Source organism: Plantactinospora alkalitolerans (assembly GCF_015690345.1).
GTDB classification, from domain to species: Bacteria; Actinomycetota; Actinomycetes; order Mycobacteriales; family Micromonosporaceae; genus Plantactinospora; species Plantactinospora alkalitolerans.
Window position 1 is genome coordinate 1 of the sequence record NZ_JADPUN010000130.1, and the last position, 26,163, is coordinate 26,163.

Here is a 26,163-nt window from a genome sequence, read left to right on the forward strand (position 1 = left end):
GGGCAGCGGCACGACGGCCCGGCCCCGGGCCGGCGGCGAGCCGGCAGCGGGCTGCGGTCCTCCGGCGCCGGGTACCACGACGCGCCCGCGCGGACGGTCCGACGGGCCGTCACCCGTCAGGTCCGAGTGTGAATCTTCACTCCCCACCGGCCCCTCCTCCCCGTCGAATTCTGCCTAGGCGACACTACTTTGGTCCGAACACCGCACGGCGGCCGGCGCGAACCAGGTGAATCGCCAGATCACCCGCGCCGGTATACGACGTTGTGGTTCCGTTGGCCAGCGCCGGCAAACGAGGGAGCGTGCGAGATGGATTTCGACGTAACGGTTGAGATCCCGAAGGGTCACCGCAACAAGTACGAGGTGGACCACGCGACCGGCCGGATCCGGCTGGACCGCACGCTCTTCACGTCGACCCAGTACCCGGCGGACTACGGCTTCATCGAAGGCACACTGGGCGAGGACGGCGACCCCCTCGACGCTCTGGTACTGGTACCCGAACCCACGTTCCCAGGTTGCCTCATCCGGTGCCGGACGATCGGCATGTTCCGGATGACGGACGAGAAGGGCGGCGACGACAAGGTCCTCTGCGTGCCGTACGAGGACCCGCGTCAGGAGCACCTCCGGGACATCCACCACCTCGGCGAGTTCGACCGCCTGGAGATCCAGCACTTCTTCGAGGTCTACAAGGATCTGGAACCGGGCAAATCCGTCGAGGGCGCCACCTGGGTCGGTCGGACCGAGGCCGAGGCCGAGATCCGGGCCTCCTTCCGGCGCCAGCAGGAAGCCGTCGAACGGGGCGAGTCGGCGCACTGACGCCACCAACGGCGGATCGGCGCACTGACGCCACCAACGGCGGATCGGCGCACTGACCGCACCAACGGCGGATCGGCGCACTGACGCCGCAGACGATCGTCAAGACCGACAGCCCTTGACCGGTGGAAGTCGTAGGACTTCGTCGGTCAAGGGCTGTCGTGCGGTATATCCGCCCCGAACACCGGGGGCCGCGGAATTCAGCCGATCAGGCTGCGCGCCTGGGCGTACAGGTTCAGCACCGCGCACGCCACCGGGACCACCGCCACCACCATCAGGGTGTCGATGATGTCGGCGGTCCGGCCGAGGTAGGGCCCCGGCTCACGCTTCGAGTAGGTCGCGCCGGCACCGATGGTCAACAGGGCGAGTCCCAGCCCGCCCGCCGCGAGCAGGAGCAGGCCGCCCTCCTGGACCCGGAGCAGCAGTGCGATCCCGAGCACCACGAACGAGGCGACCCCGGCGACCACCAGCGGAACCCGTTGCCGAACCGTGACGAAGAGCCGGGACCGGAGCAGCAGGGCGGCCGCCGAGACCGCCACCATCAGCCGGCCGGAGAACCCGCCCGACACCACCAGCAGCAGCGCCGCCGCGACGGCCAGCACCGCGTGCCCGATCAGCATCCCGGTGAGCAGCTCCTCGGTCCGGGCGACCGCCGCGAAGACGCGTCCCCGGTCCGGCCGCTCCCGTACGCCGCCCTGGGTGGAACTGGCCGCGCTGAAGCCCTCCGCCGCCTCCGCCCCGGTCGGCAGGGTGATCGGCGGCATCGGCAGCTTGCCGAACCGGATCGCCAGCAGCGGCAGCATTCCGATCGCACAGACCAGCACCGCCATCAGGATCGCGGCGGATCCCGCGGCCGACAGCAGGAATCCGGCCAGCGCGGTCAGCGCGCCGAGCAGCCCGACGGAGACACCGGCGGCGAAGACCCGCAGCCCGGCGGCCACCCCGACCAGGCCCAGCACCGCGATCAGCAGCAGCGCCACCGAGCCGGCCAGCGCCTCGGGTGCGCCGAGCCAGCCGACCGGGCCGAGCACTCCGACCCGGTCGCCGGAGGCCACCAGCAGGGCACCGCCGAAGAAGGCGAACGGCATCGCGTACCCGCCCAGTGCGGCGCCCGCCGTCGCGTCCCCGTACGCCCGGGAGGCCACCACGGCACCCACCGCCAGCAGTACGGCGGTGCCGAGCGCGACGAAGGCGCCGAGGGACCAGACCGTGCCGCCGGCGACCACCGCGAGCAGTCCCACGGTGAGCAGCCCGCCCGCGGCGCTCAACGTGCCGATCCGGGTGTTCCTTCCGGACCACGCGCTGCCGCGTCGACGGGCGCCGTCGGCGATCGCCTCCACGACGTCGTCGTACTCCAGCTCCGGCCACTGCGCCCGGGCCGGTACGAGATGCAGCACGTCACCGTCCCGTACGCCCTGCGGCAGCAGGGCCTTGCCGGCCGCCAACGGCTCACCGTCGGTACGGCGCAGCAGCCAGCCGCCGTGCTTCTCGCCGTCGTCCGCCAGTCCCTCGCCGGCGTGCCGCAGCACCTCTGGTAGGAGTTCGGCCAACGGCAGGTGTTCGGGCAGCGCGACGTCGACCCGTCGTTGCGGCGCGCTGATCGTGACGCGGGCGAGCCCGGTACTCATCGACAGTCCTCCATCGAGGGGGCAACCCATGGCTGCGCGGACGACCGCACTTTACCTAGGATGGGGCAAGCTCGTCCGACCGAGCACGAGGACATTTGCGACGCGGACGCGTCGGATGGCCCGCCGGCACCGGATAACTGCTCCAACGCCGCGGCCTTAGGGGAGGTCTCACATGGACACGGGTAGCCAGTGCCGGTGCGGTGTCAACCGTGCCGGACGGGCCCGCAGGCTCGACGGCGGGCCGCCGCGCGTTGGCCAACTCCGGCGGGAAACCGCTGGTCGGCAGGGCGGAGGAGCACGGTGAGCACCGTCGTCATCAAGCGTCCGCCCCGGCGGCCGGCACCGGACATCCCGACCGGTGAACTGGCCGTCGAGCCTCCGCCGGAGATCCCACAGGCCACCGGCAGCAAGTGGCAGCAGATGATGATGGTGCTGCCGATGCTCGGCGGTTCGGTCGCGATGGCGATGATGTTCGGCCGGGGCGGCGGCGCCTACTCGTACGTCGTCGGTGCGATGTTCGGCGTCTCCTCGCTGGCCATGGTGGCATCGTCCTGGGGCAGTTCGTCAGGAACGCCTAAGAAGTCGGAAATGATGGCCGCCCGTCGCGAGTACCTCCGGCACCTGGCCACCTTGCGCCGCCGGGTTCGGGAAACCGCGTCGAAGCAACGGTCGGGTCTCTTCTACCGGCATCCCGACCCGGCCCAGCTCTGGTCCACTGTGGGCAGCTACCGGGTCTGGGAGCGCCGCCCCAGCGACGGCGACTTCGGCGTGGTCCGGGTCGCCGTCGGCCCGCAGACCCTGGCCACCCCGCTCGTGCCGCCGGTCACCCGGCCGCTGGAGGACCTCGAACCGATGACCGCCGGTGCGCTGCGCCGGTTCCTCGACGCGTACTCGGTCGTGCCGGACCTGCCGGTGGCGCTCTCCATCCGCGGCTTCGCCCGGGTCTTCATCCGCAACGCGCCGGGCGGGCGGGACCAGTCCCGCGAGCCGGCCGGCGGCGACCCCCAGGCGGTGGCCCGGGCGGTACTCACCCAGCTCTCGGTCTTCCACGCGCCCGAGGAACTGCTGATCGCGATCTGCGCCGGCCCGGAACGGCGGGCCCGGTGGGAGTGGGCCAAGTGGCTCCCGCACGCGCACCACCCGACCAGCATCGACGCGCTCGGCCCGGTACGCATGGTGGCCAGCTCGGCGGTGGAGCTGGAGAAGCTCATCGACGACGTGGTCGGCAACCGCTCCCGGTTCAGCCTGTCCGGCCCGGCGACCGACGGCCCGCACGTGGTGATCGTGCTCGACGGCGGCGACCTCAACGGTGCCGGCTACCTGGCCGGCGACAGCGGCATCGACGCGGTGACCATCATCGACCTGGACAGCTCGCCGCCCCGACTGCTGGACCGCGCCACACTGGTCCTGGAACTGACCGGTGGCCGGCTGAACACCTTCACGATGGACGGGCAGGCCGAGGTCGGCACCCCGGACCGGCTCAGCCTCGAGGAGGCCGAGGCGGTCGCCCGCCGGCTGGCGCCGCTCCGGCTCGCCGCCGCCACGAAGGGATCCACCGACACCCCGCTGGCCACCGAGATGACCCTCGGCGAACTGCTCGGCGTCGGCGACCCGGAGAACTTCAGTACGGCACAGGGCTGGGCGCCGCGACCGAACCGGGACAAGCTGCGGGTGCCGATCGGGGTGGGCGCCGACGGCGGCGCGATCGACCTGGATCTGAAGGAGTCGGCCCAGGACGGCATGGGCCCGCACGGCCTGCTCATCGGCGCCACCGGCTCCGGAAAGTCCGAGCTGCTGCGTACCCTCGTGCTCGGGCTGGCGGCGACGCACTCCTCCGAGGCGCTCAACTTCGTACTCGTCGACTTCAAGGGTGGCGCGACCTTCGCCTCGTTGGACCGGTTGCCGCACACCGCCGCGGTGATCACCAACCTGGCCGACGAGCTCCCCCTGGTCGACCGGATGGTCGACGCGATCAACGGCGAGATGATCCGCCGGCAGGAACTGCTCCGCAAGGCCGGCAACTACGCCAACCTGAAGGACTACGACAAGGCCCGGTCCGGTGGGGCGGCGCTGGCACCGCTGCCCTCGCTGCTGGTCATCTGTGACGAGTTCTCCGAACTGCTCAGCGCGAAACCCGACTTCATCGACCTCTTCGTCCAGATCGGCCGGTTGGGCCGGTCGCTCGGCGTACACCTGCTGCTCGCCTCGCAGCGGTTGGAGGAGGGCCGGCTGCGCGGGCTGGACACCCACCTGTCGTACCGGATCGGTCTGCGGACCTTCTCGGCGCTGGAGTCCCGGGCCGTGCTCGGCGTGCCGGACGCGTACGAGCTGCCCCGGGCGCCCGGACACGGGTACCTGAAGTTCGGCACCGAACCGCTGATCCGGTTCAAGGCGGCGTACGTCTCCGGCCCGTTCCAGAAGACCAGCGCGAGCGGCCCGGGTGCGCAGGGCTACACCGGTCCCCGGCTGCTGTCGTACTCCACCCACTTCGTGCCGGTCCCGAAGCCGGTGGTGCCGGCCACCCCGAAACCGGGTCCGGAGGAGGCGACCGGGGAGAGCCTGCTCGACGTGATGGTGTCCCGACTGGTCGGGCAGGGCCCACCGGCCCACCAGGTGTGGCTGCCGCCGCTGTCCCAGGCAACGGCCCTGGACGAGATCCTCGGCCCGGTCATCACCGACCCGACCCGTGGGCTCACCTTCGGCAACCCCGAACTGCACGGCGCCCTCCAGGTGCCGGTAGCCCTGATCGACAAGCCCTTCGAGCAGCGACGTGACCTGCTGTGGCTGTCCCTGGAGGGTGGCGCCGGGCACGTCGCCATCGCCGGTGGGCCGCAGTCCGGCAAGTCGAGCCTGCTGCGGACCCTGGTCTGCGGCCTGGCCCTGACCCACACCCCGGCAGAGGTCCAGGTCTACTGCCTCGACTTCGGTGGCGGATCCCTCGCCGCGCTGCGCGACCTGCCGCACGTCGGCGGGGTCGCCGGACGGTCCGAGGCGGCGGCGGTGCGGCGTACCGTCGGCGAGATCGCCACCCTGCTCAACGAACGCGAGCAGCGTTTCGCCGAACTGGGCGTGGAGTCGATGCCGGCGTACCGCAAGCGGCGGGCCGCCACCGGCGGGGTCGGGGTGGGCGCGGACCCGTTCGGTGACGTGTTCCTGGTGGTCGACGGCTGGCCCACCCTGCGTGGCGAGTACGACGACATGGAGCCGTTGATCACCGACATCGCCACCCGTGGCCTGTCGTACGGCGTGCACGTGATCGCCGCGGCGCCGCGCTGGATGGACTTCCGGCCGGCGATCCGGGACCTGTTCGGATCCCGGCTGGAGCTGCGGCTCGGTGACCCCACCGATTCGATCGTCTCCCGGAAGGCGGCGGCGAACGTGCCGGAGAAGTCGCCGGGCCGGGGCATCACCGCCGAGAGCCTGCACTTCCTGACCGTCCTGCCGGAGCTGTCCAGCCTGGGTGGCGGGCAGACTCAGGCGCTGGTCAAGGCGGTGGCCGGCAACTGGGCCGGCGCACCGGCGCCCCGGGTCCGGCTGCTCCCGCCGGTCCTGCCGTACGCCGATCTGGACGTGGCCGGCGCGACCGGCCTCCGGCTGCCGATCGGCATCTCCGAGGCGGATCTCCAGCAGGTGGCGATCGACTTCGCCTCCGAACCGCACTTCCTGCTCTTCGGCGACGCCGAGTGCGGCAAGTCGTCGTTCCTGCGCGCGCTGGCCATCTCGATCACCACCCGGTACACGCCGGAGCAGGCACGGGTGATCCTGGTCGACTTCCGGCGCAGCCTGCTGGGCGTGGTCCAGTCCGACCACCTCATCGGGTACGGCACCGCCGCCGCGGCGACCAGCGAGTTGATCGAGTCGGTGGCCGGTTACATGCAGCGCCGGCTGCCCGGCCCGGACGTGACCCCGCAGCAGTTGCGGGACCGCTCGTGGTGGACCGGGCCGGAGCTGTTCGTGCTGGTCGACGACTACGACCTGGTCGCCACCGGCCCGAACAACCCCCTGACGCCGCTGGTCGAGTACCTTCCGCAGGCCCGGGACGTCGGTCTGCACCTGGTGCTCACCCGGCGCTCGGGTGGCGCCTCGCGGTCGCTCTACGAGCCGATCATCCAGCGGCTCCGGGAACTCTCCTCGCCCGGTCTGGTGATGTCCGGAAGCAAGGACGAGGGTGCGCTGATCGGTTCGGTGCGTCCGGGACCGATGCCGCCCGGTCGGGGCCGGCTGGTGACCCGGAAGGAAGGCATCCGGCTCGTGCAGCTCGGTTACCTGCCGCCCACCTGACAGCCCGGTCGACCGGTGACCGCCTCGGGGTCACCGGTCGAGCGGGCGGCGCGTGAGCAGGTGGTTGGCGTTCCGTCGAGGTCGTCGCGAAGTTTCGCCCCGCGACAGGGGTGAAACGGGGTAACCTCCGTGCATCATGTGTCCCCCGGGGTGAAATGGCCATGCTGTGACCAGGCTGCCGCATCAACAGGACCGCGCCGTCGCCCGGGTCGCCGGGACGGCGTTGCTCGCCACGGCCGGGCTCGCCAGCTCGCTGGTCGCCCCCGCGCCGGCAACCGCCGCCGTACCGGCACGTCCGGTCAGCCTGCCCGTCGTCGCCGACGGGATCCGCGACAAGCAGTGGCAACTGGACATGTTCCACGCGAAGGCCGCCTGGCGGATCTCGACCGGCAAGGGCGTCACTGTCGCGGTCGTCGACTCCGGGGTCGACGCCTCACACGCCGACCTCGCCGGGCAGGTGTTGCCCGGCATCGACCTGGTCGACGGGATCGGCAACGGGCAGACCGACCCGGTCGGGCACGGCACCACGGTCGCCGGCCTGATCGCCGGGCGCAACGACGACACCCGGGGCGTCGCCGGCCTGGCTCCCAAGGCCAAGATCCTGCCGGTCCGGGTGCTCGACGAGGAGAACCGCTACGACGACGCCCTGGTCGTCGCGAAGGGCGTCCGCTGGGCGGTCGACAACGGCGCCCAGGTGGTGAACCTGTCCCTGGGCGGCAGTGGGGACAGTCCCGCACTGGCCGCCGCCCTCGACTACGCCTTCGCCCGCGACGTGGTCGTCGTCGCCTGTACCGGCAATCTGGGATCGTCCGCCGGCAAGCGCGTCTGGTATCCGGCCCGGGAGCCGGGCGTGGTCGCCGTGGCGGGTCTGGAACGGGAGAGTGACGCGCTCTGGTCGGGATCGATAACCGGCCCGGAGACGGTGCTCTCGGCTCCGGCGACGGGGCTCTCCGGTGCCCGACCGGGCGGTTTCTGGCAGGTCCAGGGCACCAGTTTCGCCGCGCCGCTGGTGGCCGCCTCGGCGGCGCTGGTCCGGTCGCACTGGCCGAAGATGTCCGCCGCCGACGTGGTCAACCGATTGATCAATACCGCGCGTGACGTCGGTCTGTCCGGTCGGGACGACCAGTTCGGCTTCGGCGTCGTCGATCCCGTCGCCGCGCTGAACGGCGAGGTTTCCGCCGTACAGCGGAACCCGCTGGACGACGGCGAGGCGGCGCCCGCCGTCTCCGGTTTCGGATCCGCGCCCGGCCAGGAGCAGTCGCCGGAGCAGCCCGAGGACGGTTCCGGTGCGGTGGGAACGCTGGCTTCCGGCCGCTCCGCGAACTGGACGGCCGAGCCGGCGGGCAGTCCGCTTCCCGGCTCCCCGAACGGCCTGTTCAGCAGCGGTGCGCTGCTCGTCGTGGTCGTCGCCGGGGGCGTCCTGCTGGTCCGCCGGCTGGGCCGCAGGGGCCCGTGACCCGGCGGATCCCGGTCAGGTGCAGGATCCGGTACCGGTGACCCGGGTCCGTTCGACCCCGGCGGTCGCGGTCGACCGGGCCTCGTCGGCCGTCACCGCGAACCCGGTGTTCGGGTCGTCGGCCGCCGCCGCGAAGATCACGCCGAGCGCCTGGCCACCGGTGGTCACCAGCGGACCGCCCGAGTTCCCGCTCCGGACCAGTCCCCGGATCGTGTAGATCTCCCGGTTGACCCGTCCCGACTCGTAGATGTCCGGTCCGCTGATCTCGCCGATGTCCCGGATCCGGGCCGGCTGTGCGTTGTACGGGCCGTCCAGCGGAAAGCCGAGCACGATGGCGTCGTCCTCCACCTCCGCCTGGTTGGCGGCGAACGGCATGATCGGTGCCGACAGGTTCGGCACGTAGAGCACCGCGAGGTCGCGGTCCGGGTCGTAGACGACCACCCGGGCGTTGTGCCGTTCGCCGGCCAGTTCGACCGAGACGCTCCGGGTGCCGGCGACCACGTGGGCGTTGGTCATCACCCGGTCGTCGGCGTACACGAAGCCGGACCCCTCGATCCGGCGGGAACAACTGGGCGCGTTCCCGAGCACCTTGACCACCGACCGCCGGCCGTTCACCACCGCCTGGGATCCGGCGAGCGCCGGATCCGGCGAGGCCACCTCCCGGGACCGGGTCGGGACCAGCCCGCCGAAGACGTCCGGGAAACCGTTGGTGTCGACCGTGTCGCGCAACGCCCGGGAGAGCGCCTGGGCCTCCGGCGGCAGCACCCGGTCCACCACGGTCAGCAGCGCACTGTTGCGGACGGCGCTCGCGAGCCACGGCAGCGACGAGGACGCCAGCGGTACGGCCACCAGCCATGCCACGAGCAGTACGGCGAGCAGCGAGACGACTGCGCCACCGACGTCGTCCACCCGCCGGCCCACCTGGCTGGTGATCGCGTGCCGCAGATGCGAGCCGAGCCATCCGGCGAGCGCCTGGCCGAGCACCGCCAGGCCGAAGATCGCGATCAGCGCGACCACGACCCGGGTCGAGTTGTTCGTGAACTGCTCCGCGAGCAGCGGGCCGACCTGCAGCCCGATCAGCGCACCACCGAAGAACCCGGTGAAGGAGAGCAGTCCGATGACGAAGCCCTGCCGGTAGCCGCTGATCGCGAACAGCAACATGAGCAGGATGAGGACCACATCCACCACCGACACCCGTTCAGGGTACGGGGGCGTCCTGGGAATGACGCCGCCACGACGGAGACAGCCGAATCACTTTCCGGCCCGGTCGACTCGGCGGGCGGCGGATCGGCCTGTCATCCCGCCTCGTCACCGCTCGCGTCGGGTGCCGGCGGCGGGCTGGTCGGCGGCAGTTCCAGTACCCGGTCCTGCGGCCAGGGCCGGGCCCAGCCGGCCATGTCGAGCAGTGCCGCCAGCACCCCGGCCGTGAAGCCCCAGACCAGCATTCCTCGGGCCTGGAAGGCCGGGCCGATCCAGCCGCTGGGATGGCGTACCCGGACCCGGTTGGCCGGGTCGACCAGTTCGGTGATCGGCAGCCGGGCCACGTGTGCGACCTCGGCCGGCTCGCGGGAGTGCACCGGATGGGGCCGGTGCCACCAGGCCAGGATCGGGGTGACGACGAAGTCGCTGACCGGGATCCACAGCCGGGGCAGCTGGGCCAGCACGGTGACGCTGTCCCGGTCGAGGCCGACCTCCTCGTGTGCCTCCCGCAGCGCGGTCGCGGCGGCGTCGGAGTCCTCCGGGTCGCAGGCGCCACCGGGGAAGGCCGGTTGGCCGGCGTGGGTACGCAGGGTCGCCGCGCGTTGCAGGATCAGTACGTCCGGTCCGTGTGCCGGCTGTTCACCGAGCAGCACCAGTACGGCGCTGGCCCGCCCACCGTTGACCGGGGTGGGCAGCGGGGTGAAGTCCTCGGTACGGGCCGACCGGACCCGGGTGAGTAACGGCTCGCACCACGTCGGAAGTTCACGGTCGGTCACGACGACACCGCCACCCCCAGATGCTGTCGAACGAGGTCGGCCAGCTCCGCGTCGTCCAGCGCGCCCGTCTCGTCCCGGTGTCGGATCCGCCCCTGCCCGTCGACGAACAGCGTGATCGGCATTACCGCGCGCCGGAGTGCCAGCCGCAGCCGGTTGTCCGGGTCGTAGAGGGTGGGGAACCGCAGCCCGAAGTCCTCCCCGATCGACTGCGCGGCGGATCGCCCGGTCTGGGTGCTCACCCCCACCACCCGCAGGGTGCCGGCGGTCCGCTCGGAGAGGCGTTGGAAGGCGGGGAGTTCCTTGCGGCAGGGCCCGCACCAGGAGGCCCAGAGGTTGATCACGGCGGGCCCGCGCAGCGCGCCGACGGACACCTGGGTCCCCCCGGTGAAACAGGGCAGGCTCAGGGCCGGCAGCGGTTCACCCGAGCCGGTCGACCCGGGTTTGCCCTGCGCGGACCCGGAGGCGGGCGCGGACCCGGAGGCGGGCGCGGACAGCGGTGCGGTCAGGGTGCCGCAGTCCGCGAACGCCGTGGTCGCGGCGGTCTGGGTGGCCGGCGCCGGGCCAGCCTCGGAGTCCGCGTCCGACCCGGTGCAGGCGGTGGCGAGCAGCAGCAGCGGCACGAGCGACCCGCCGAGCAGCAGCCGTTTCACGGTGCGTCCGAGACGACGGCGGTCGCCGGCACCAGGTCCGGGTCGACGCCGGCGTGTACCGCCAGTTCGCGGGCCCGGGGACCCTTCAGCAGTTTGGCGGCGGCCGCGGCCTCGGTCGGCCCGGTGCCGTACGACGGGCAGACCCTGGCCAGGGTGCAGGCCCCGCAGGCGGGCTTGCGGGCGTGGCAGACCCGGCGGCCGTGGAAGATCACCCGGTGCGACAGCATCGTCCAGTCGCGCCGCTCGAACAGCGCCCCGACGGCGTGTTCGATCTTGACGGGATCCGTCTCGGTGGTCAGCTCCCACCGGTGCATCAGCCGCTGGAAGTGGGTGTCGACGGTTATCCCGGGCACTCCGAAGGCGTTGCCGAGGATGACGTTGGCGGTCTTCCGGCCGATTCCGGGCAGGGTCACCAGGTCGACCAGCCGGCCGGGCACCTGGCCGTCGTACCGCTCGACGAGCTGTTGCCCCAGGTTGATCAGCGAGTTCGTCTTGTTGCGGAAGAAGCCGGTGGGCCGGATCAGCTCCTCCATCTCGGCCCGGTCCGCCCCGGCGTAGTCGGCCGCCGTCGGATAGCGGAGGAACAGCTTGGGCGTCACCTCGTTGACCCGCTGGTCGGTGCACTGGGCGGAGAGGATGGTCGCCACGGCCAGTTGCAACGGACCGGAGTGGTCGAGTTCGCAGTGGGCGTCGGGGTGGGCCTCGGTCAGCAGCCGCCCGATCCGCCGGGCCCGCCGCTTCCGGCCAAGATCGCTCTCCACGGTACGGCGGGACGGCCGCGCGGCCCGGATCGCCCTGGTCGCCGCACCGGCCGCGGTCACGACCCCGGTGTCGACGGAATCGTCTGTCGCACTCACGTCGGCCAGCCTACGTCGCGGCGACGACGGCGAGTCCGGGAGCCGGACGAGGCCGAAGCATGGGGAAGCGGACGGCCGGGTGGTCAGCCGGGTAGTCAGCTGGCGGCGGCCGGAGGCGAGATCTTGCCATCGGCGGCGAACTTCGCGCCGGTCTTCGGAAAGTCGGACTTGGCCAGGTCGCGTACCAGGCCCAGCGTGCGCTTCTGGCCGTCCATGGTCGGCTTGCCCGCGTCGTTCATGTACGTCGAGATGAGCTGCCCGCCGGCCCAGCTGCCATCGGAGGCGAGCGAGACCTTGAGCACCCCGCCCCAGCCGAGCCGGCCGTCGTTGCTGAGCGCGCCGCCGCCACCGGCGAAGTTCCCCAGGCTGTACGCGATGAGCCGGCCCTTGTAGAACTCCATCGCCCGCATCACGTGCGGCCCGTGGCCGACGATCAGATCCGCCCCCGCGTCGATCATCGAGCGGGAGAACTTGATCGGGTCGCCCCGGTTCTCGCCGAGGAAGAGTTCGGTACCGGGCCGGACCCGCGTCTTCTCGGAGCCCTCGCCGCCCATGTGTACCTGCACGACGACCAGGTCGGCCATTGTCGCCGCCTTCTGGATCACCTTCTTGGCCGAGGCGATGTCGGTCAGGCTGTTGGACCAGGGGTACGACGAGAAGCCGGCGACCGCGACCTTGACGCCCTCGACCTCGGCCACGGTGATCTGGTTCGGCGCGCCGGTGTGCTGGAGGTCGTACTTCTCCAGTGCGAGCTGGGTGTTCCGGTAGCCCGCCTTGCCGAAGTCGTACCCGTGGTTGTTCGCCTGGTTCAGCAGTTCGAAGCCGGCTTCCTTGAGGTGCGCCGCGTACGACGGCGGGGCCCGGAACTGGAAGCAGCGGGTCGAGTTGGCACCGCACTTCGAGGTGCCGGTGTCATTGGTCAGCGGCTCCTCGAGGTTGCCCATCACCAGGTCGGCGGCGAGCGCCTTCTTGACCGAGTTGAAGAAGCCCTTGCCGCCGCCTGCGGGCAGCCGGTTCGGGGCGTTGCCCATCACGATGTCCCCGGTGGCCGACATGGAGATGACCTTCGGCGCCGGCTTGCCGGTAGGCGACGGGTCGGCCGAGGCGCCGCCGCCGGCGGCACCCGGGGTCTGCGGCGCGGCGGAGTCGTCGCCCAGAACGTTGAACAGCGCCACTCCGGCCACACCGGTGCCCAGGAGCACCGTCAGGACGGCGGTGACGATCAGAACGGTCCGGCCGGTGCGGCGTGGCGCCCGGCGGGACTTCGGCGGGGGTCGATTGGTGTCGTACATCGCCCGGTGACAGTACCGGGATCGGGCAAGAGTGGCGACGGCCGGCAGGACCGAATCTCGGCACCGATCCGTCAGCGACCGTCGGGGGTCACCGGTCCGACCAGGGAACGCCGGGGGTGGCGCCGCCGAGGCGTACCGCCTGACATGCGGCTCGGGCCAGTGGGGCGCCCCAGCGCGAGCGCGGGCCGCCGTACGGGGCCACCGGGCCGCTCGGCGGGCAGAGCAGGGTGACCGCGTCGGTGGCGGTGCCGGTGGCCGGTAGACCCAGTTCCCGGAGCGCCTGGGCCTTCGCCTCGGTGACGGTGGCGACGGCGTTGACCAGTGCCGCGTCGCTCAACCTGACCGGCAGCAGCGCGACGATGTTGACCGTACCGACCGGTCGCGCGGGCTCCATCTGCCCGGGGTCGATCTTCCCGGGGTCCATCTGCCGTGGGGCCGGGTCATGCGGCTGGTCCGGGGCGGCGGCCCAGATCGGAGCACCGAGCCCCACCGTGGTCCAGATCCGGACACCGGTGTCGGTAGCGGTCACCACCTGGGCGACGTCGACGCCGGTGAGCAGTCCGATTCCCGGTCCGCGCAGGTCCAGCAGGTCGGCCAGCTCGCCGAGGTGGACGTCCGGGTCGTCCCGGCGGTACGACATCGGCACGGTCGCGTTGACCACCCAGTGCCGTACGCCGATCCCGCCGCCGAGCGGGGCGGAACTGATCGCCAGCAGCGGAGCGCCGAGGCGCCAGACCAGTATCGGAACGTCACGCCCGTCCTCGGTACGGGACGTCAACTGCGGCTCGGACGACACCGGTCGACCCTACGACCCCCGTCCGGAAGCCGGCCGATCCCCCGCTCATCTGCTCTTACGCACGTCCGCTCCGGATCAAGATTCCAGGGGGCACCTCCGATTACTCTTCACATGCGCCTAGACTTGGCGGCGCGCGGGGGATCACCGGCCACGAACCCTGGCCGGCGGGACGGCCCGCGTAGGCGGAGGTGCGCAATGGACGAGGTACTGGCCCGCAGCGGGATCTTCCAGGGCGTCGACCCGGAGGCTGCCGAGGCGCTCGCCAAGGACATGGAGACGATCGAGGTCCGCAAGGGCGAAATCGTCTTCAACGAGGGCGAACCGGGCGACAGCCTTTATATCGTACTGAGCGGCAAGATCAAGGTTGGTCGACGTGCCGCCGATGGTCGGCAGAACCTGATCGCCGTGATGGGCCCCTCGGACATGGTCGGCGAACTGTCGCTGTTCGACCCCGGTCCGCGTACGGCGACCGCCACCGCCGTGATCGACACCCGGCTCGCCCGGCTGCGCAAGCAGGCGTTGCGGCCGTGGCTGAACAACCGGCCGGAGATCGCCGAGCAACTGCTACGGGTTCTCGCCCGCAGGCTGCGCCGGACGAACGACAACCTGGCCGACCTGATCTTCACCGACGTGCCCGGCCGGGTGGCGAAGAACCTGCTCCAGATGGCGGGCCGGTTCGGCACCCGGGACGGCGGCGTACTCCGGGTCACCCACGACCTGACCCAGGAGGAGATCGCCCAGCTCGTCGGCGCCTCCCGGGAGACCGTCAACAAGGCGCTGGCCGACTTCGCCTCGCGCGGCTGGCTGCGGCTGGACGGCAAGAGCATCATCATCCTCGACCCCGAGCGCCTGGCCCGCCGCGCCCGCGTCTGACCGCCCGCGTCCGACCGAACGGCCACGACCGGGACGACCGTACGACCTCCGAGGCTGCCGGCCGTGAAGCCGGCAGCCTCGGTCGTCGTCGACATGACCGGCTCGGTCAACCGTTGACGCAGACGACCGCGCGGAGGGCGGCCAGGAAGCCCATGCTCTGCGGCACCGGCAGCAGGCCCCGGACTTCCCGGTCGATGTCGTACACGTTGCCGGCGAGGACCAGTTGACGGGCGCCGTCCACGGTGCTGACGGCGGTGCTGGTGAAGCCCGGCCCACCACCGTCGGTCGTCCAGACCGGCACTTCCCCGGAGTCGCAGGGCACCGCCATCCGTTGGATCCCCAGTCCGTACCCACCCGACGGGTCGTCCGGGAGGGTAACCAGGGTGGTCAGTTCCCGCTGCTGCGCGGGACGGAGCAGCGTTCCACCGAAGAGGGCCCGGTGGAATCGGGCGAGGTCCGTCGTCGTGGAGATCATCGCGCCGGCCGTCCAGTCGTACGACGGGCTGAATCTCGTGATGTCCCGACCGGCGAGATCGTGGCCGTGCAGGTGCCGTCCGTGGATCTCCGGATCGGTCACCGGAAACGAGGTCTCGCTCAAGCCGAGTGGCCTGATGATCCGCCGCTGTATCTCGGTGACCGCGTCCCGCCCGGTCACCGCCTCGATAACGAAGCCCGCGAGCAGGTAGTTGGTGTTCGAGTACGCCCACGACGTACCCGGGGCGAAGTCCGGCGGATGGGCCACCGACGCCGCGACGACGCCGCGCGGCGGATAGACGTAATCCCAATCCTGCTGGTCGAGGTACGGCGCCCAGAAGCTCCGCTCCCGGGTCGGGTCCCAGATCCCGCTGGTGTGGTTCAACAGCTGCCGAACGCTGATCTTCGTGCCGTCGACGCCCGGCCCACGTACCATTCCCGGCAGCCAACGCTCGACCGGGTCGTCGAGACGCAGCCGGCGCTCACCGACCAACTGCAACAAGACTGTCGAGACGAACGCCTTGGTGTTGCTCCCGATCCGGAACCGGTCTCCCGGTCGAGCAGGGGTACCGGTGGCAAGGTCGGCCACTCCCGCCGCCACCTGCCACTGCTGGCCGCCGATCCGCCCGTACGCGATCACTCCCGGGTACCCGTCCTCGACCAACTGACCGGCCGCCGCCCGCAATCCGCTCTGCGCCGGGCCATCCCGCCCGGTCACCGTGCCAGCATTCGCGCTGGCCGCTGGCGGGACGCCGAGGACGACGGCCAACATTCCGGCCGACGCCACGACCATCCATAGTCGACTCTTCATGACTGCTCCTGCTCCTGATCTCGGGATCACGTTCCGTACCGCTCAGACCCTGCCGCCCAAGATCCCGGCGATCGATCAGGCCCACCCCCGGGTCGGGTAGGGACAACCCGAAAGTGTTCGGAGGCTGTCCGGGTGGGTCGGCGCGATCCCCGCCCGCCATGCTGGGCGGTGCGGAGCGCGCCGGGGCACGGCACGCGAGCCCCAGCGGGAAGGATCGGACGACGATGCGGTTGCGACAGGCCCGACGAGAATTCGGGTACGCCCTGGTCAGCCTTCCGTTGGCGGTGCTCGGCCTCGCGTACGTGGTGATCACGATCGTGCTCGGCGGCATGCTGTCGCTGACGTTGCTCGGCCTGCCACTGCTCGCCGCCGGGGTACTCGGCGCTCGGGCCTGGGGCACGCTGCACCGCAGGCTGGCCAGGGCGGCGCTCGGTGTCCGGCTCGCCGCCCCCCGACCGATCCGCCGACCGGTCGGTCCGGTCGGCTTCGTCCGGGCCGGGCTCGGCGACGGTGCCGGCTGGCGTGCTCTGGCGTACCTGTTCGTCAAGCTTCCGACGGCGGTACTGACGGCCGGGGTCGCCGTGGCCCTGGTCTGCTATTCGGCGGTCTTCCTCAGCTACCCGTTCTGGTGGTGGGCGGTCCGGCCGGTCAACACCGACAGCGCGGGGCGTCCGCACCGCGCCGCGTTGCAGTTGGGCGACTTCTTCTTCGACACCTGGCCGAGGGCGATACTGCTCGGCGGCATCGGCGTCGCCCTGCTCCTGATCGGACCCCGGATACTGCACTGCGTGCTGCTTCTGGACCGGCTGCTGATCCGGGCCCTCCTCGGCCCGACCAGCCTCGACGACCGGTTGACCGATCTGGAGGAAACTCGTGCCCATGCGGTCGACGACTCCGCCGCACTGCTCCGGCGGATCGAGCGTGACCTGCACGACGGCGCCCAGGCGCAACTCGTCGCGCTGGCCATGAAGCTGGGGATGGCGAAGGAGAAGCTGGGTGATGCCGTACCCGCCGACGCCCGCGTGCTCGTCGAGACCGCACACTCCGACGCGAAGGCGGCCATCACCGAACTGCGCGACCTCGCCCGTGGCATTCATCCACCGATGCTCGACAACGGTCTGGAGGCGGCCCTGACCACGCTCGTGGCCCGATGCGCCGTACCGGTGGCGTTACGGGTGGAGATCTCCGATCGACCGTCGCCGGCCATCGAGACGATCGCCTACTTCTGCGCGGCGGAACTGCTCACCAACGTCGCCAAACACAGCCGTGCGGGGCGCGCGACGGTCGAGGTGTGCCAGCGTGGCCGCCGGCTGTGGATCCGGGTCGGCGACGACGGCACCGGCGGCGCCAGCTTCGGGGCGGCCCGGCGGTCCGGCACGGCGCTGCCGGCCGGCGGACTCGTCGGGCTTCGCGAGCGGGTACGGACGGTCGACGGCTCGATCCGCATCGAGAGCCCGCCCGGAGGGCCGACGCTGGTCAGCGTCGAGTTGCCGGTGCACTCGTGAGCGGACTCCGGGTGGTCATCGCCGAGGACTCCGGCGTACTCCGGGACGGGCTCGTCCATCTGCTCACCGACCGGGGGCACCGGGTGCTCGCCGCGGTCGCGGACGGGGACGAACTGCTGCGCGCCACCGACGAGCACCGGCCCGACGTGGTGATCGTCGACATCCGGATGCCCCCGACCCACACCGACGAGGGGCTGCGCGCGGCACTCGCCTTGCGGGCCTCGCATCCGGGTACCGGAGTGCTGGTCTTCTCCCAGTACGTGGAGACGACGTACGCGGCCCGACTGCTGGCGGGCGGCGCGCAGGGCGTCGGGTACCTGCTCAAGGACCGGGTGGCCGACGTCGGCGAGTTCGTCGACGCCCTGACCCGGGTCGCCGCCGGCGCCACGGTGCTGGACCCGGAGGTGGTCACCCAGCTCCTCGGTACGCCTAAGCGCCCCGACGCACTGGCCGGGCTGACCAGCCGGGAACGTGAGGTGCTCCGGTTGATGGCCGAGGGGCGCTCGAACACGGCGATCGCCTCGGCGATGTTCTTCAGCGCGGGCGCGGTCGAGAAGCACATCACCAGCATCTTCAGCAAGCTCGGCCTGCCGCCCTCCGAGGCGGACCACCGGCGGGTCCTCGCGGTCCTCCGCCATCTGGAGTCCTGACCCGGCCGGGCAGCGCACACACGAAGAGACTGCCGCCGGTAGCCGTTCAGCCCCGTACCGACTGCCCTTCGGCAGGTGGTACAGAGGCCGTTTTCGGTCGTTCCTGCGTCGTCGGATGCCAATTGTCCGTCACTCGGGGGTCTACTGCCGGCTGCGGACGGTGACAGACTGCTGCCTTGACGGGTGTCCGCTTCGGATCTGGTGGGTGTCGCCGTGTCGGTCGAGCACAGGGTGGAAGCGTCCGCGAGGCAGCGGCCGGTACGGGTCTTCATCTCGTACGCCCACGAGTCGGACGAGCACCAGGAGGCGGTCCGGCAACTGTGGACGATGCTGCGGACGAAGGCACGCATCGACGCGCGGCTGGACCTGGCGATGGCGGACCGGCGCCTCGACTGGGTGACCTGGATGCAGCAGGAGGCGGTCGACGCCGATTTCGTGATTGTGGTGGCCTCCCCCGCGTACCGGCGACGGGCCGAGGGTGACCCCGAGCCGGACGACGGCCGGGGTGTGCAGTTCGAGGCCGCCCTGCTGCGCGAGCTGTTCTACACCGACCGGCGGGCCTGGCTGCCGAAACTGCTGCCGGTGGTGCTGCCCGGCCAGTCGGCCGAGGGTGTCCCGCTGTGGCTCAGCCCCCAGACCTGCACCAGGTACGAGGTCACCGACTTCACCCTCGCCGGGACCGAGGCGCTGGTCCGGACGATCCTCGGCAAGCCCCGGCATCTGGTGCCCGAACTGGGGCCCGAGCCGGATCTGCCGCCATTGACCGGCGGTGCCGACTCCGCCTCCGAACCCAGCCGGCCGGCCACACCTCTCGCGGTAGGTCTGCGTACCGAGGTGGTGCTCCGGGTCGCCGAGGTCGACGGGCAGCTCGTCACCGGGCTGACCGTGGCCGGTACGCCGCTGGGCGAACATGCCGCCGGGCTGCCGTACGGGGTCGCCATGGTGTGGACGGCGCTGCCCGGCGAGGGCGCGGCGGCGGCGGAGCGGCTGGCGAGCGCGGGACGGCAGTTGACCACCGCGATGTTCGACGAGGGGATGCTGGGGCACCTGGTCGGATTCGTGCACCACAGTGCGTTCGGCTCCACAGTGGATGTGATCGTGGTCGCCGACGAGACGACGGCCGACCTGCCGTACGAGCTGTTGCAGTTGCCCGACGGCCGCCCGCTGGTCACCGCGCCCGGGGTGTCCGTCACCCGGCGGCTGGCCGGGGTGACCAGGTCGCCGGCCAGGCCGCTGCCCGGCCCGTTGAAGATCCTCGCTGCGGTCGCCGCACCGGCCGAGACCCGTACGTCCAATCCGCCGCTCGACGTGGAGGCGGAGATGCAGGCGATCCTGGACTCGGCCGGTGCGGTGGGCCGCAGCGGTGACGCCCAGGTGACCATCCTCGAGGTCGGCGCGCTGGAGCAGATCGGCCAGGCGCTCCGCGAGGATCAGTACCACGTGCTGCACCTGTCCGCGCACGGCTCGCCGACCAGCATCGAACTGGAAACCGAGGACGGCGATCCGGTCCAGGTCGACGCGCAGCGGCTCGTCGAGACACTGCGCGGCAGCGGGCGGCCGTTGCCGCTGATCGTGCTCTCCAGTTGCGCCGGGGCGGCCAGCGAGCAGGGATTGGCGGCGACCCTGGTCCGGCACGGCGCCGACCGGGTGATCGGGATGCAGACCTCGGTCACCGACGACTACGCCACCGTGCTGGCCGCCGCGCTGTACCGGTCGCTCGTGACCGACCCGTCCGCCTCGGTCGCGACCGCCCTGGGCCGGGCTCGCCGGGAGGTGGAGGAGCACTACGCGCTGCTGGCCCGCGCCGAGGGTCGGATCCGTCGCCCGGAGTACGCCATCGCCACACTGCTGGCCGCCGGTGACGATCCTCCGCTCCGCGACCCGGCGCTGACCGCCGAGCCGCTGCGGGAGCCGACCGTCGCCCCGTCCGGCCGGTCCGTCCGGGAGCTGCCGGTGAACTACCTGATCGGCCGGCGCACCGAACTGCGTACCGTCCTGTCGGTGCTGCGAGGCACACCCGCCGCAGTTGACCGGTTCGGGGCGGTGTCGGGGGTCGCGGTGACCGGTGTCGGCGGGATCGGCAAGACCGCCGTGGCCGGCCGGACGATCAGCCGACTCCGGCAGCAGAGCTGGGCGGTGGTGGTGCACGACGGCCGGTGGAACCCTCCGCAACTGTTCGGCGCCACCGCCGATGCCCTGCTGGCGACCCCGGGCGGGGCCGAGGTGTCCCGGGCGTTGGCCGATCCCGGGGTCGACGACGGGGTCAAGCTCCAGATCATCACCGATCTGCTGGCGCAGGTACGGCTGGTGCTGGTCTTCGACGACTTCGAGCAGAACCTGACCTCCGGCGGACACGCCTTCAGCGATCCTGCGTTCGAGGGGGTCTTCACCGCCCTGTGCGACGCCGCCGACGAGGGACGGTTGCTGGTCACCTGCCGTCACCCGGTCCCCGGCCACGACGCCACGCTCCTGCACCTGCCGATGCCGCCGTTGACCCCCAGCGAGCTTCGCCGGATGTTCCTCCGACTGCCGGGCCTGCGAAGTTTGGAAGCCGACGACCGGCGGCTGGTCGCCAGAACCATCGGCGGCCACCCCCGGCTGATCGAGTTCGTCGACGCCCTGCTCCGCGACGGCCGCAGCAATCTGAGGTTCGTCGCCGCGAAGCTGCGTACCGTCGCCCGGAACCACCACGTCGACCTGGCTCCCGGGCGCAATCCTCGGCAGGTGGTCAGCCAGGCGGTGCTGCTCGGCAGCCGCGACATCCTGCTCGAAGAACTGCTCACCCACGTCAGTGACGAGGAACGGGAGTTGCTGCTACAAGCCGCGCTGTCGTCCGTACCGTTGGCCCTGCCCGACCTCGCCTTCGCCCGCTATGGCGACACCCCGACCGAAGGTCAACAGCAGAAGACCACCGAGTACGCCCACCGACTCCTCGATCTCACCCTCTTCTCCCCCGCACCCGAGGATCAGGTCACCGTCCATCCGTGGATCAGCGAAGCCCTTCGCCCGCACCAGGGTGAAGAGTTGGCAGAGCGGCACGATCGCGCGTACCGGATGCACCATCAACATCTGACCGGTGAACGGGGCAGGTTCGACGACATCGTCGAGGCCGGTCGACATCTCGCGGCCCTCGCCCGGTACGACGAACTCACCGGCCTGGGTCTCATGGCGCCGCGCCTCGGTATCGGCACGCTGGCCACCGCCGCCCTGCTCGGTGAGCTGACGGCCGCGATTCCCACCGATCACCGCGGTCACCAGATCCTGCTCGGCCGCGAGGCCGTGGCGCTACTGGCGGCTGGCAACCTCCGTGCCGGTGGGGAACGTCTCCACCGCCTGCACCGAGCCAACGGGCAACGCGTCGAGGCCGACCCCGACAACGCCGAAGCCCAACGAAGCCTATTCGTCTCCCACAACAACCTGGGCAACCTGGCGATGACGCTCGGCGACACCACCACCGCCAGCAACCACTACCGCAACAGCCTCACCATCGCCCAATACCTCGCCGAAACCAACCCCAGCAACGCCCAAGCCCAACGAGACCTGTCCATCTCCCACAACAAGCTGGGCAACCTGGCGATGACGCTCGGCGACACCACCACCGCCAGCAACCACTACCTTGCCGACCTCACGATCGCCCAACACCTCGCCGAAACCGACCCCGGCAACGCCCAAGCCCAACGAGACCTGTCCGTCACCCACGGGAAGCTCGGCGACCTGGCGATGACGCTCGGCGACACCACCACCGCCAGCAACCACTACCTTGCCGACCTCACGATCGCCCAACACCTCGCCGAAACCAACCCCAGCAACGCCCAAGCCCAACGAGACCTGTCCGTCACCCACGAGAAGCTCGGCGAGCTGGCGATGACGCTCGGCGACACCACCGCCGCCAGCAACCACTACCGCAACAGCCTCACCATCCGCCAACACCTCGCCGAACCCGACCCCAGCAACGCCCAAGCCCAACGAGACCTGTCCATCTCCCACAACAAGCTCGGCGACCTGGCGATGACGCTCGGCGACACCACCGCCGCCAGCAACCACTACCGCAACAGCCTCACCATCCGCCAACACCTCGCCGAAACCGACCCCAGCAACGCCCAAGCCCAACGAGACCTGTCCGTCTCCCACAACAGACTTGGCGACCTGGCGATGACGCTCGGCGACACCACCACCGCCAGCAACCACTACCTTGCCGACCTCACGATCGCCCAACACCTCGCCGAAACCAACCCCGACAACGCCCAAACCCAACGAGACCTGTCCATCTCCCACAACAGACTCGGCGACCTGGCGATGACGCTCGGCGACACCACGACCGCCAGCAACCACTACCGCAACAGCCTCACCATCCGCCAACACCTCGCCGAAAGAGACCCCAGCAACGCCCAAGCCCAACGAGAGATGGCAATGCTCAGGGACAAGCTGTCCGGGCTCGTGTCCGTACCGGCTCAGCCAGGGCCGCCCGACCACGACCGTCAGGCGGGTCAGCGGTAGGAGCCACCAGCCGAGCGTTGCCCAAGTTCGCCACCTGCACAGAGAAGACCCGTCAGCCCACTCCGGTGGTTCTCATTCGATGGCCACGGCAGGTGACTCGGGCGACGGCACCGGTTCAACCGTTGAGCAGACCGGGCAGGCGCACCGCTTCGTGCGTACGGTGGGACCCCAGCCCGTGATCACGGCACCGGGGCAACCGTGCGGGGCGTCGCTCGCCGGTGGCCGTACCGCGAGAAAACATGGCATGCAGACGGTCGTGTCGGTCACCCGGGCCCCGCCGGGCGCGCGGCGACCTCGCGGGCCTGGGCGTCCGCCGCCGCGTCGGCGGCCCGGACGGCGATCGCGATGGACGTCCCCGGCACCAGCAGGCGGTCCGGCGGCGGCATCGGGACGGGGAGGTAGTCGTCGCCGATCAGGTCGAGGTACGCGCAGGCGGCGAGCAGTGCCGGACAGTCGGGCGTTCGGCAGATCCGGCAGCCGTCCTCGGTTGGCCAGTGCTCGGCGAGGATCCGCCTGGCGGCGCTGGCCAGGTCGTGCTGGACGGTCCGACGGATCGCCCAGGGAAGCAGGGCGCAGCCGTCCGGCCCGTCGGGACCGCACCCCCAGCACCGGCCGCCGTCGCGGTGCACCCTGATCACGAGCCGCTCGACGGCCTGCCCCCGGTGGTCCTGGACACGGCGGTCGTCGGTCATCTGGAAGCACCAGACCGGCGGTAACCGCGAAACTGGCCGTACGTGGTCAGCGGGTTGCCGCCGATCACCGTCGGCTCGGCGCCCGCCGGATCCGCTGCGGGCTCGCCATCCGGCTGCTCGGCCGGGGCCGCGCCTCGGGCATAACAACCACGCTGGTCGGCGTACGCCGTCGCCGGTCCCACCGCGTCGAGAACGGAATCGGGCCGTCGGTTCCACCACCACCTGCGCACCGTCGATCACCTCGTCCTGGCTGCTGGGAGCACGGCGGCCGGGTCCACCGGACTCCGACCACCGCACCCGTTCCGGGGGTGCGGGACCCAGAAGGGGAAACCGGGTCCCGCACCGGCAGGGTGGACGCAGCGCGCGGCCGTACCGTTTGCCGACAGAGGTCGTGACGTCGCGTCCACCACAGAAGGTATTGGAGGCGTGACGGAGGATGATTGCGTCCCGCAATCAGGCGATCTGGTGTTCCAGTCCGACGATCGCGGCAGCGCGACGCATGGGCTTACCGATCGCATTCTTTCTCGTCCTGCGCATGACCACGGCAATACTGTCGCGGATCGTAGGACGCAACCGGATGAACTGTGGCGCTATCGCCTCGGCGCGAAGGAATGCGGCAACCGCCTCATCGTCCCGGCCCTGACTCACGAGCGCCTGCCCGAGGTCCAGGTAGAAGGGTGCCTGCCTGATCGCCAGCGGGATCCGCTCCGGCACGACCGACGCCGCCCCTTCGATGGCCAGCGCCGGTTCGCCGAGTTCCAACTGCACCGCCAGGCGCCAGATCCCGACGTTGGTCGGACCGAACGCGAATCGGGCCAGTCCCAGGTTCTCCGGTTCGCCCAGCGAGTCGGCGGCGTCCTGTGCCTCCCGAAGGTGTTCCAGCGCGTCGTCCGGCCGCCGGTCGACGGCCGACCGCAGCGCGGCGTAGAGGTGCAGCATTCCGTAGACCTGGCGTACCTGCGGGTCAACCGTGCCGGCTTGGAGGTCATCGGCCATCCGCTGGGCCCGCGTGGTGGGGACGGTGGACAGCTCGGGCGGCAGGCTCAGAATCCGGATGAACTCCGCCACGCCGATCCACGCCGGATCCTGCACCGCTTCGGCCCCGAGGACCGCGAGCCGGGCCGCGTCCCGAGCGAGATCCGGATAGCCGAGGTGTTTGAGCGTGAATACCGCGACGTGGCACACCTGGACAAGGTCCGGACCGTTCAGCCCACCGAGCAGGGCGGGCAGCATGGGAGCGGCGGTGGCGAAGTCGTACGCGCCGCCGGCCTCCATCAGCCTCTCCACGCTGCCGGAAGGCGGACGGATCTCGCCCACCTCGCGCCTGATCAGCGCCTCGCGGATGGCGGGAACACTCGCCGCAGCCGTGGCCTTCGCCGGGGCGGTCGGGTCACCGGGTTGGCCGGTCAGTTCCGAGACGGAGAGGCTGAGTGCACCGGCCAGGGCCACCAGGGTGGCGCGTCGGTCGACGGGACGCTCCCCGCGTTCGATCTGGCTCAGGTACGGCTGACTCAGGCCGGCAAGCCCCGCCAGGGCCCGCTGTGTCTTGCCCCGGCGTTTCCGCCAGTACGCGACCTGCTCGCCGATGAACAGTTCTTCACCAATCGTGGCTGGCATCCGCTACTCCCGAAGAGGCTGCGGCGGTGCGCCACCGACGGTTGGAGCAGGGCGACGCAGCCGCCAGTTCGGACGGTACACGCCAGCAACCGCACACAGCGGAACGGCGAGGTTACGCGTTCCTGCGCTCCGGTCGGAGCCCGCCATGGCAGCCCGAACCAATTTCCACTGATCCTCTTCGATTAGTACCGCGAGTGAACGTAGAAAGTCACCTGTCTCCTGCGGCAAACTCGACACCTGGGACAACCCGCCGGTAACCGACTCGGGGAAGAGGCGGAATGCGTCGAGGCAGCCTGGTCAGGCTGGCCCTGCTCGCCCTGCTCTGGGGGTCCGGGTTCCTCTGGATCAAGCTGGCGTTGCGCGGCTTCACCCCGGTCCAGCTCGTGTTCGTACGCCTCGCGCTCGGCGCGGTCGTACTGATGCTGGTCGCACTGCTCAGTGGCCTGCGCCCGCCGACCGCCCGCCGGACGTGGGCACACCTGAGCGTGGCCGCGCTGGTGGCCACCACCATTCCGTACACCCTGGTCGGGATCGGGGAACAGACCATCGGCTCGAACGTCGCCGGGGTGCTGCACGCCACCACCCCGGTCTGGACGGTCCTGGTCGCCTTCCTCGTCGGCCCCGACCGGGTGACCAGTGTCCGGCGCGGGATCGGCATCGCGCTCGGATTCGCCGGCACGCTCTTCATCCTGTCGCCCTGGGAGTCGGCCGGTGAGATGGTCAGTTGGGGCGGACTGGCGGTCCTCGGCGCCGCCGCCAGCTACGCGGTCAGCTTCGTCTACATGAGCCGCTATCTGACCAACCGGGGCATTCCACCGTTGATGCTCTCGGCGTGCCAGCTCGGCGTCGGGGCGATACTGATCGCCCTGGCCCTGCCGTTCGGCGGGGGACTGACCCCGCTGGCCTGGCGCGGCGACGCCGTGGCGAGCCTGCTGGTGCTCAGCATCTTCGGCACCGCCATCGCGTACGTCCTGAACTACCGCCTCATCGCCGACGAGGGCCCCACGGTGACCTCGACGACCACCTACCTGCTGCCGATCGTGGCGGTGCTGCTCGGCGCCCTGGTCGTGGATGAGCCGACCACGGTTTCCATGATCGCCGGAATGGTACTGGTCCTCGGCGGTGTGGCCCTGGCGCAGCGGAACCCCGCCCTTCGCCCGGAGGAACGCACCGGAACCCGGCTGACCGACGAGGCGGAACTCCGGTCGTAGCCTCGCGCGGAGCCCGGCGCCGACCTACCGCACCCAGGATCTTCGAACGAGTATTCGGAGGTTGTCGCTCAACCTTCCCGCCCGATC

The 26,163-nt window shown here is 71.0% G+C and carries 18 protein-coding genes; 8 read left to right on the forward strand and 10 right to left on the reverse strand.

The features are described 5' to 3' along the window. Positions 1 to 306: 306 nt before the first annotated feature. On the forward strand, positions 307 to 813 hold the full coding sequence (locus I0C86_RS12130; protein ID WP_192766509.1) for an inorganic diphosphatase: 507 nt from the start codon (positions 307 to 309) through the stop codon (positions 811 to 813). Between the two features lie 197 nt (positions 814 to 1,010). On the opposite strand, the gene eccD is transcribed toward I0C86_RS12130, so the two are convergent. Continuing rightward, the gene (eccD, locus tag I0C86_RS12135; RefSeq protein ID WP_196201328.1) at positions 1,011 to 2,438 is read right to left on the reverse strand and encodes a type VII secretion integral membrane protein EccD; all 1,428 of its coding nucleotides are present in this window, start codon (positions 2,436 to 2,438) and stop codon (positions 1,011 to 1,013) included. Positions 2,439 to 2,738: 300 nt separating this feature from the next. Between eccD and eccCa the strand changes: the two genes are divergently transcribed. Further along, a complete protein-coding gene (eccCa, locus tag I0C86_RS12140; RefSeq protein WP_196201329.1) occupies positions 2,739 to 6,719 on the forward strand; it encodes a type VII secretion protein EccCa in 3,981 nt (1,326 codons plus the stop codon). Positions 6,720 to 6,894: 175 nt separating this feature from the next. After that, positions 6,895 to 8,175, forward strand: coding sequence for a type VII secretion-associated serine protease mycosin (mycP, locus tag I0C86_RS12145; RefSeq protein WP_230394028.1), 1,281 nt, complete (start codon positions 6,895 to 6,897; stop codon positions 8,173 to 8,175). Positions 8,176 to 8,190: 15 nt separating this feature from the next. Here the strand turns inward: mycP and I0C86_RS12150 are convergent, their stop codons facing one another. From I0C86_RS12150 to I0C86_RS12175, 6 genes are all read right to left on the reverse strand, one after another. Continuing rightward, positions 8,191 to 9,369 carry a MarP family serine protease gene (locus I0C86_RS12150; RefSeq protein ID WP_196201330.1) on the reverse strand — a complete coding sequence of 393 codons (1,179 nt, stop codon included), beginning with the start codon at positions 9,367 to 9,369 and terminating at the stop codon, positions 8,191 to 8,193. Positions 9,370 to 9,470: 101 nt separating this feature from the next. Continuing rightward, on the reverse strand, positions 9,471 to 10,151 hold the full coding sequence (locus I0C86_RS12155; protein ID WP_196201331.1) for an NUDIX hydrolase: 681 nt from the start codon (positions 10,149 to 10,151) through the stop codon (positions 9,471 to 9,473). Continuing rightward, positions 10,148 to 10,801 carry a TlpA family protein disulfide reductase gene (locus I0C86_RS12160; RefSeq protein ID WP_323373601.1) on the reverse strand — a complete coding sequence of 218 codons (654 nt, stop codon included), beginning with the start codon at positions 10,799 to 10,801 and terminating at the stop codon, positions 10,148 to 10,150. Before I0C86_RS12160 ends, I0C86_RS12155 begins: the two co-directional genes overlap by 4 nt. After that, on the reverse strand, positions 10,798 to 11,592 hold the full coding sequence (gene nth / locus I0C86_RS12165; protein WP_196201349.1) for an endonuclease III: 795 nt from the start codon (positions 11,590 to 11,592) through the stop codon (positions 10,798 to 10,800). Before nth ends, I0C86_RS12160 begins: the two co-directional genes overlap by 4 nt. Positions 11,593 to 11,753: 161 nt before the next feature. Next, positions 11,754 to 12,950: a CapA family protein gene (locus I0C86_RS12170; protein WP_196201332.1), complete on the reverse strand. Its 1,197-nt coding sequence runs from the start codon at positions 12,948 to 12,950 to the stop codon at positions 11,754 to 11,756. An 88-nt stretch (positions 12,951 to 13,038) separates the two neighbouring features. Continuing rightward, the gene (locus I0C86_RS12175; protein WP_196201333.1) at positions 13,039 to 13,746 is read right to left on the reverse strand and encodes an adenosylcobinamide amidohydrolase; all 708 of its coding nucleotides are present in this window, start codon (positions 13,744 to 13,746) and stop codon (positions 13,039 to 13,041) included. Between the two features lie 195 nt (positions 13,747 to 13,941). Here I0C86_RS12175 and I0C86_RS12180 point away from each other — a divergent pair, with 195 nt between their 5' ends. Further along, positions 13,942 to 14,619: a Crp/Fnr family transcriptional regulator gene (locus I0C86_RS12180; RefSeq protein ID WP_192766500.1), complete on the forward strand. Its 678-nt coding sequence runs from the start codon at positions 13,942 to 13,944 to the stop codon at positions 14,617 to 14,619. Between the two features lie 106 nt (positions 14,620 to 14,725). On the opposite strand, the gene I0C86_RS12185 is transcribed toward I0C86_RS12180, so the two are convergent. Further along, positions 14,726 to 15,904, reverse strand: a complete 1,179-nt coding sequence (locus I0C86_RS12185) for a serine hydrolase domain-containing protein (protein ID WP_230394025.1) — start codon at positions 15,902 to 15,904, stop codon at positions 14,726 to 14,728. A 224-nt stretch (positions 15,905 to 16,128) separates the two neighbouring features. Between I0C86_RS12185 and I0C86_RS12190 the strand changes: the two genes are divergently transcribed. The 3 genes from I0C86_RS12190 (at position 16,129) to I0C86_RS12200 (ending at position 22,556) form a co-directional block, all read left to right on the forward strand. After that, positions 16,129 to 17,409, forward strand: coding sequence for a sensor histidine kinase (locus I0C86_RS12190; protein ID WP_196201334.1), 1,281 nt, complete (start codon positions 16,129 to 16,131; stop codon positions 17,407 to 17,409). Beyond that, positions 17,406 to 18,059 carry a response regulator transcription factor gene (locus I0C86_RS12195; protein ID WP_196201353.1) on the forward strand — a complete coding sequence of 218 codons (654 nt, stop codon included), beginning with the start codon at positions 17,406 to 17,408 and terminating at the stop codon, positions 18,057 to 18,059. The genes I0C86_RS12190 and I0C86_RS12195 overlap by 4 nt, the downstream gene beginning before the upstream one ends. Before the next feature lie 183 nt (positions 18,060 to 18,242). Beyond that, positions 18,243 to 22,556 (forward strand): CHAT domain-containing protein, encoded by a 4,314-nt coding sequence (locus I0C86_RS12200; RefSeq protein ID WP_196201335.1) that lies wholly within the window; start codon positions 18,243 to 18,245, stop codon positions 22,554 to 22,556. Between the two features lie 263 nt (positions 22,557 to 22,819). Here the strand turns inward: I0C86_RS12200 and I0C86_RS12205 are convergent, their stop codons facing one another. Continuing rightward, the gene (locus I0C86_RS12205) at positions 22,820 to 23,248 is read right to left on the reverse strand and encodes a hypothetical protein (RefSeq protein ID WP_196201336.1); all 429 of its coding nucleotides are present in this window, start codon (positions 23,246 to 23,248) and stop codon (positions 22,820 to 22,822) included. A 453-nt stretch (positions 23,249 to 23,701) separates the two neighbouring features. Continuing rightward, positions 23,702 to 24,865: a helix-turn-helix domain-containing protein gene (locus tag I0C86_RS12210; protein ID WP_196201337.1), complete on the reverse strand. Its 1,164-nt coding sequence runs from the start codon at positions 24,863 to 24,865 to the stop codon at positions 23,702 to 23,704. A 278-nt stretch (positions 24,866 to 25,143) separates the two neighbouring features. On the opposite strand from I0C86_RS12210, the gene I0C86_RS12215 reads away from it, so the two are divergent. Next, on the forward strand, positions 25,144 to 26,076 hold the full coding sequence (locus I0C86_RS12215) for a DMT family transporter (RefSeq protein WP_196201338.1): 933 nt from the start codon (positions 25,144 to 25,146) through the stop codon (positions 26,074 to 26,076). Positions 26,077 to 26,163: the final 87 nt, after the last annotated feature.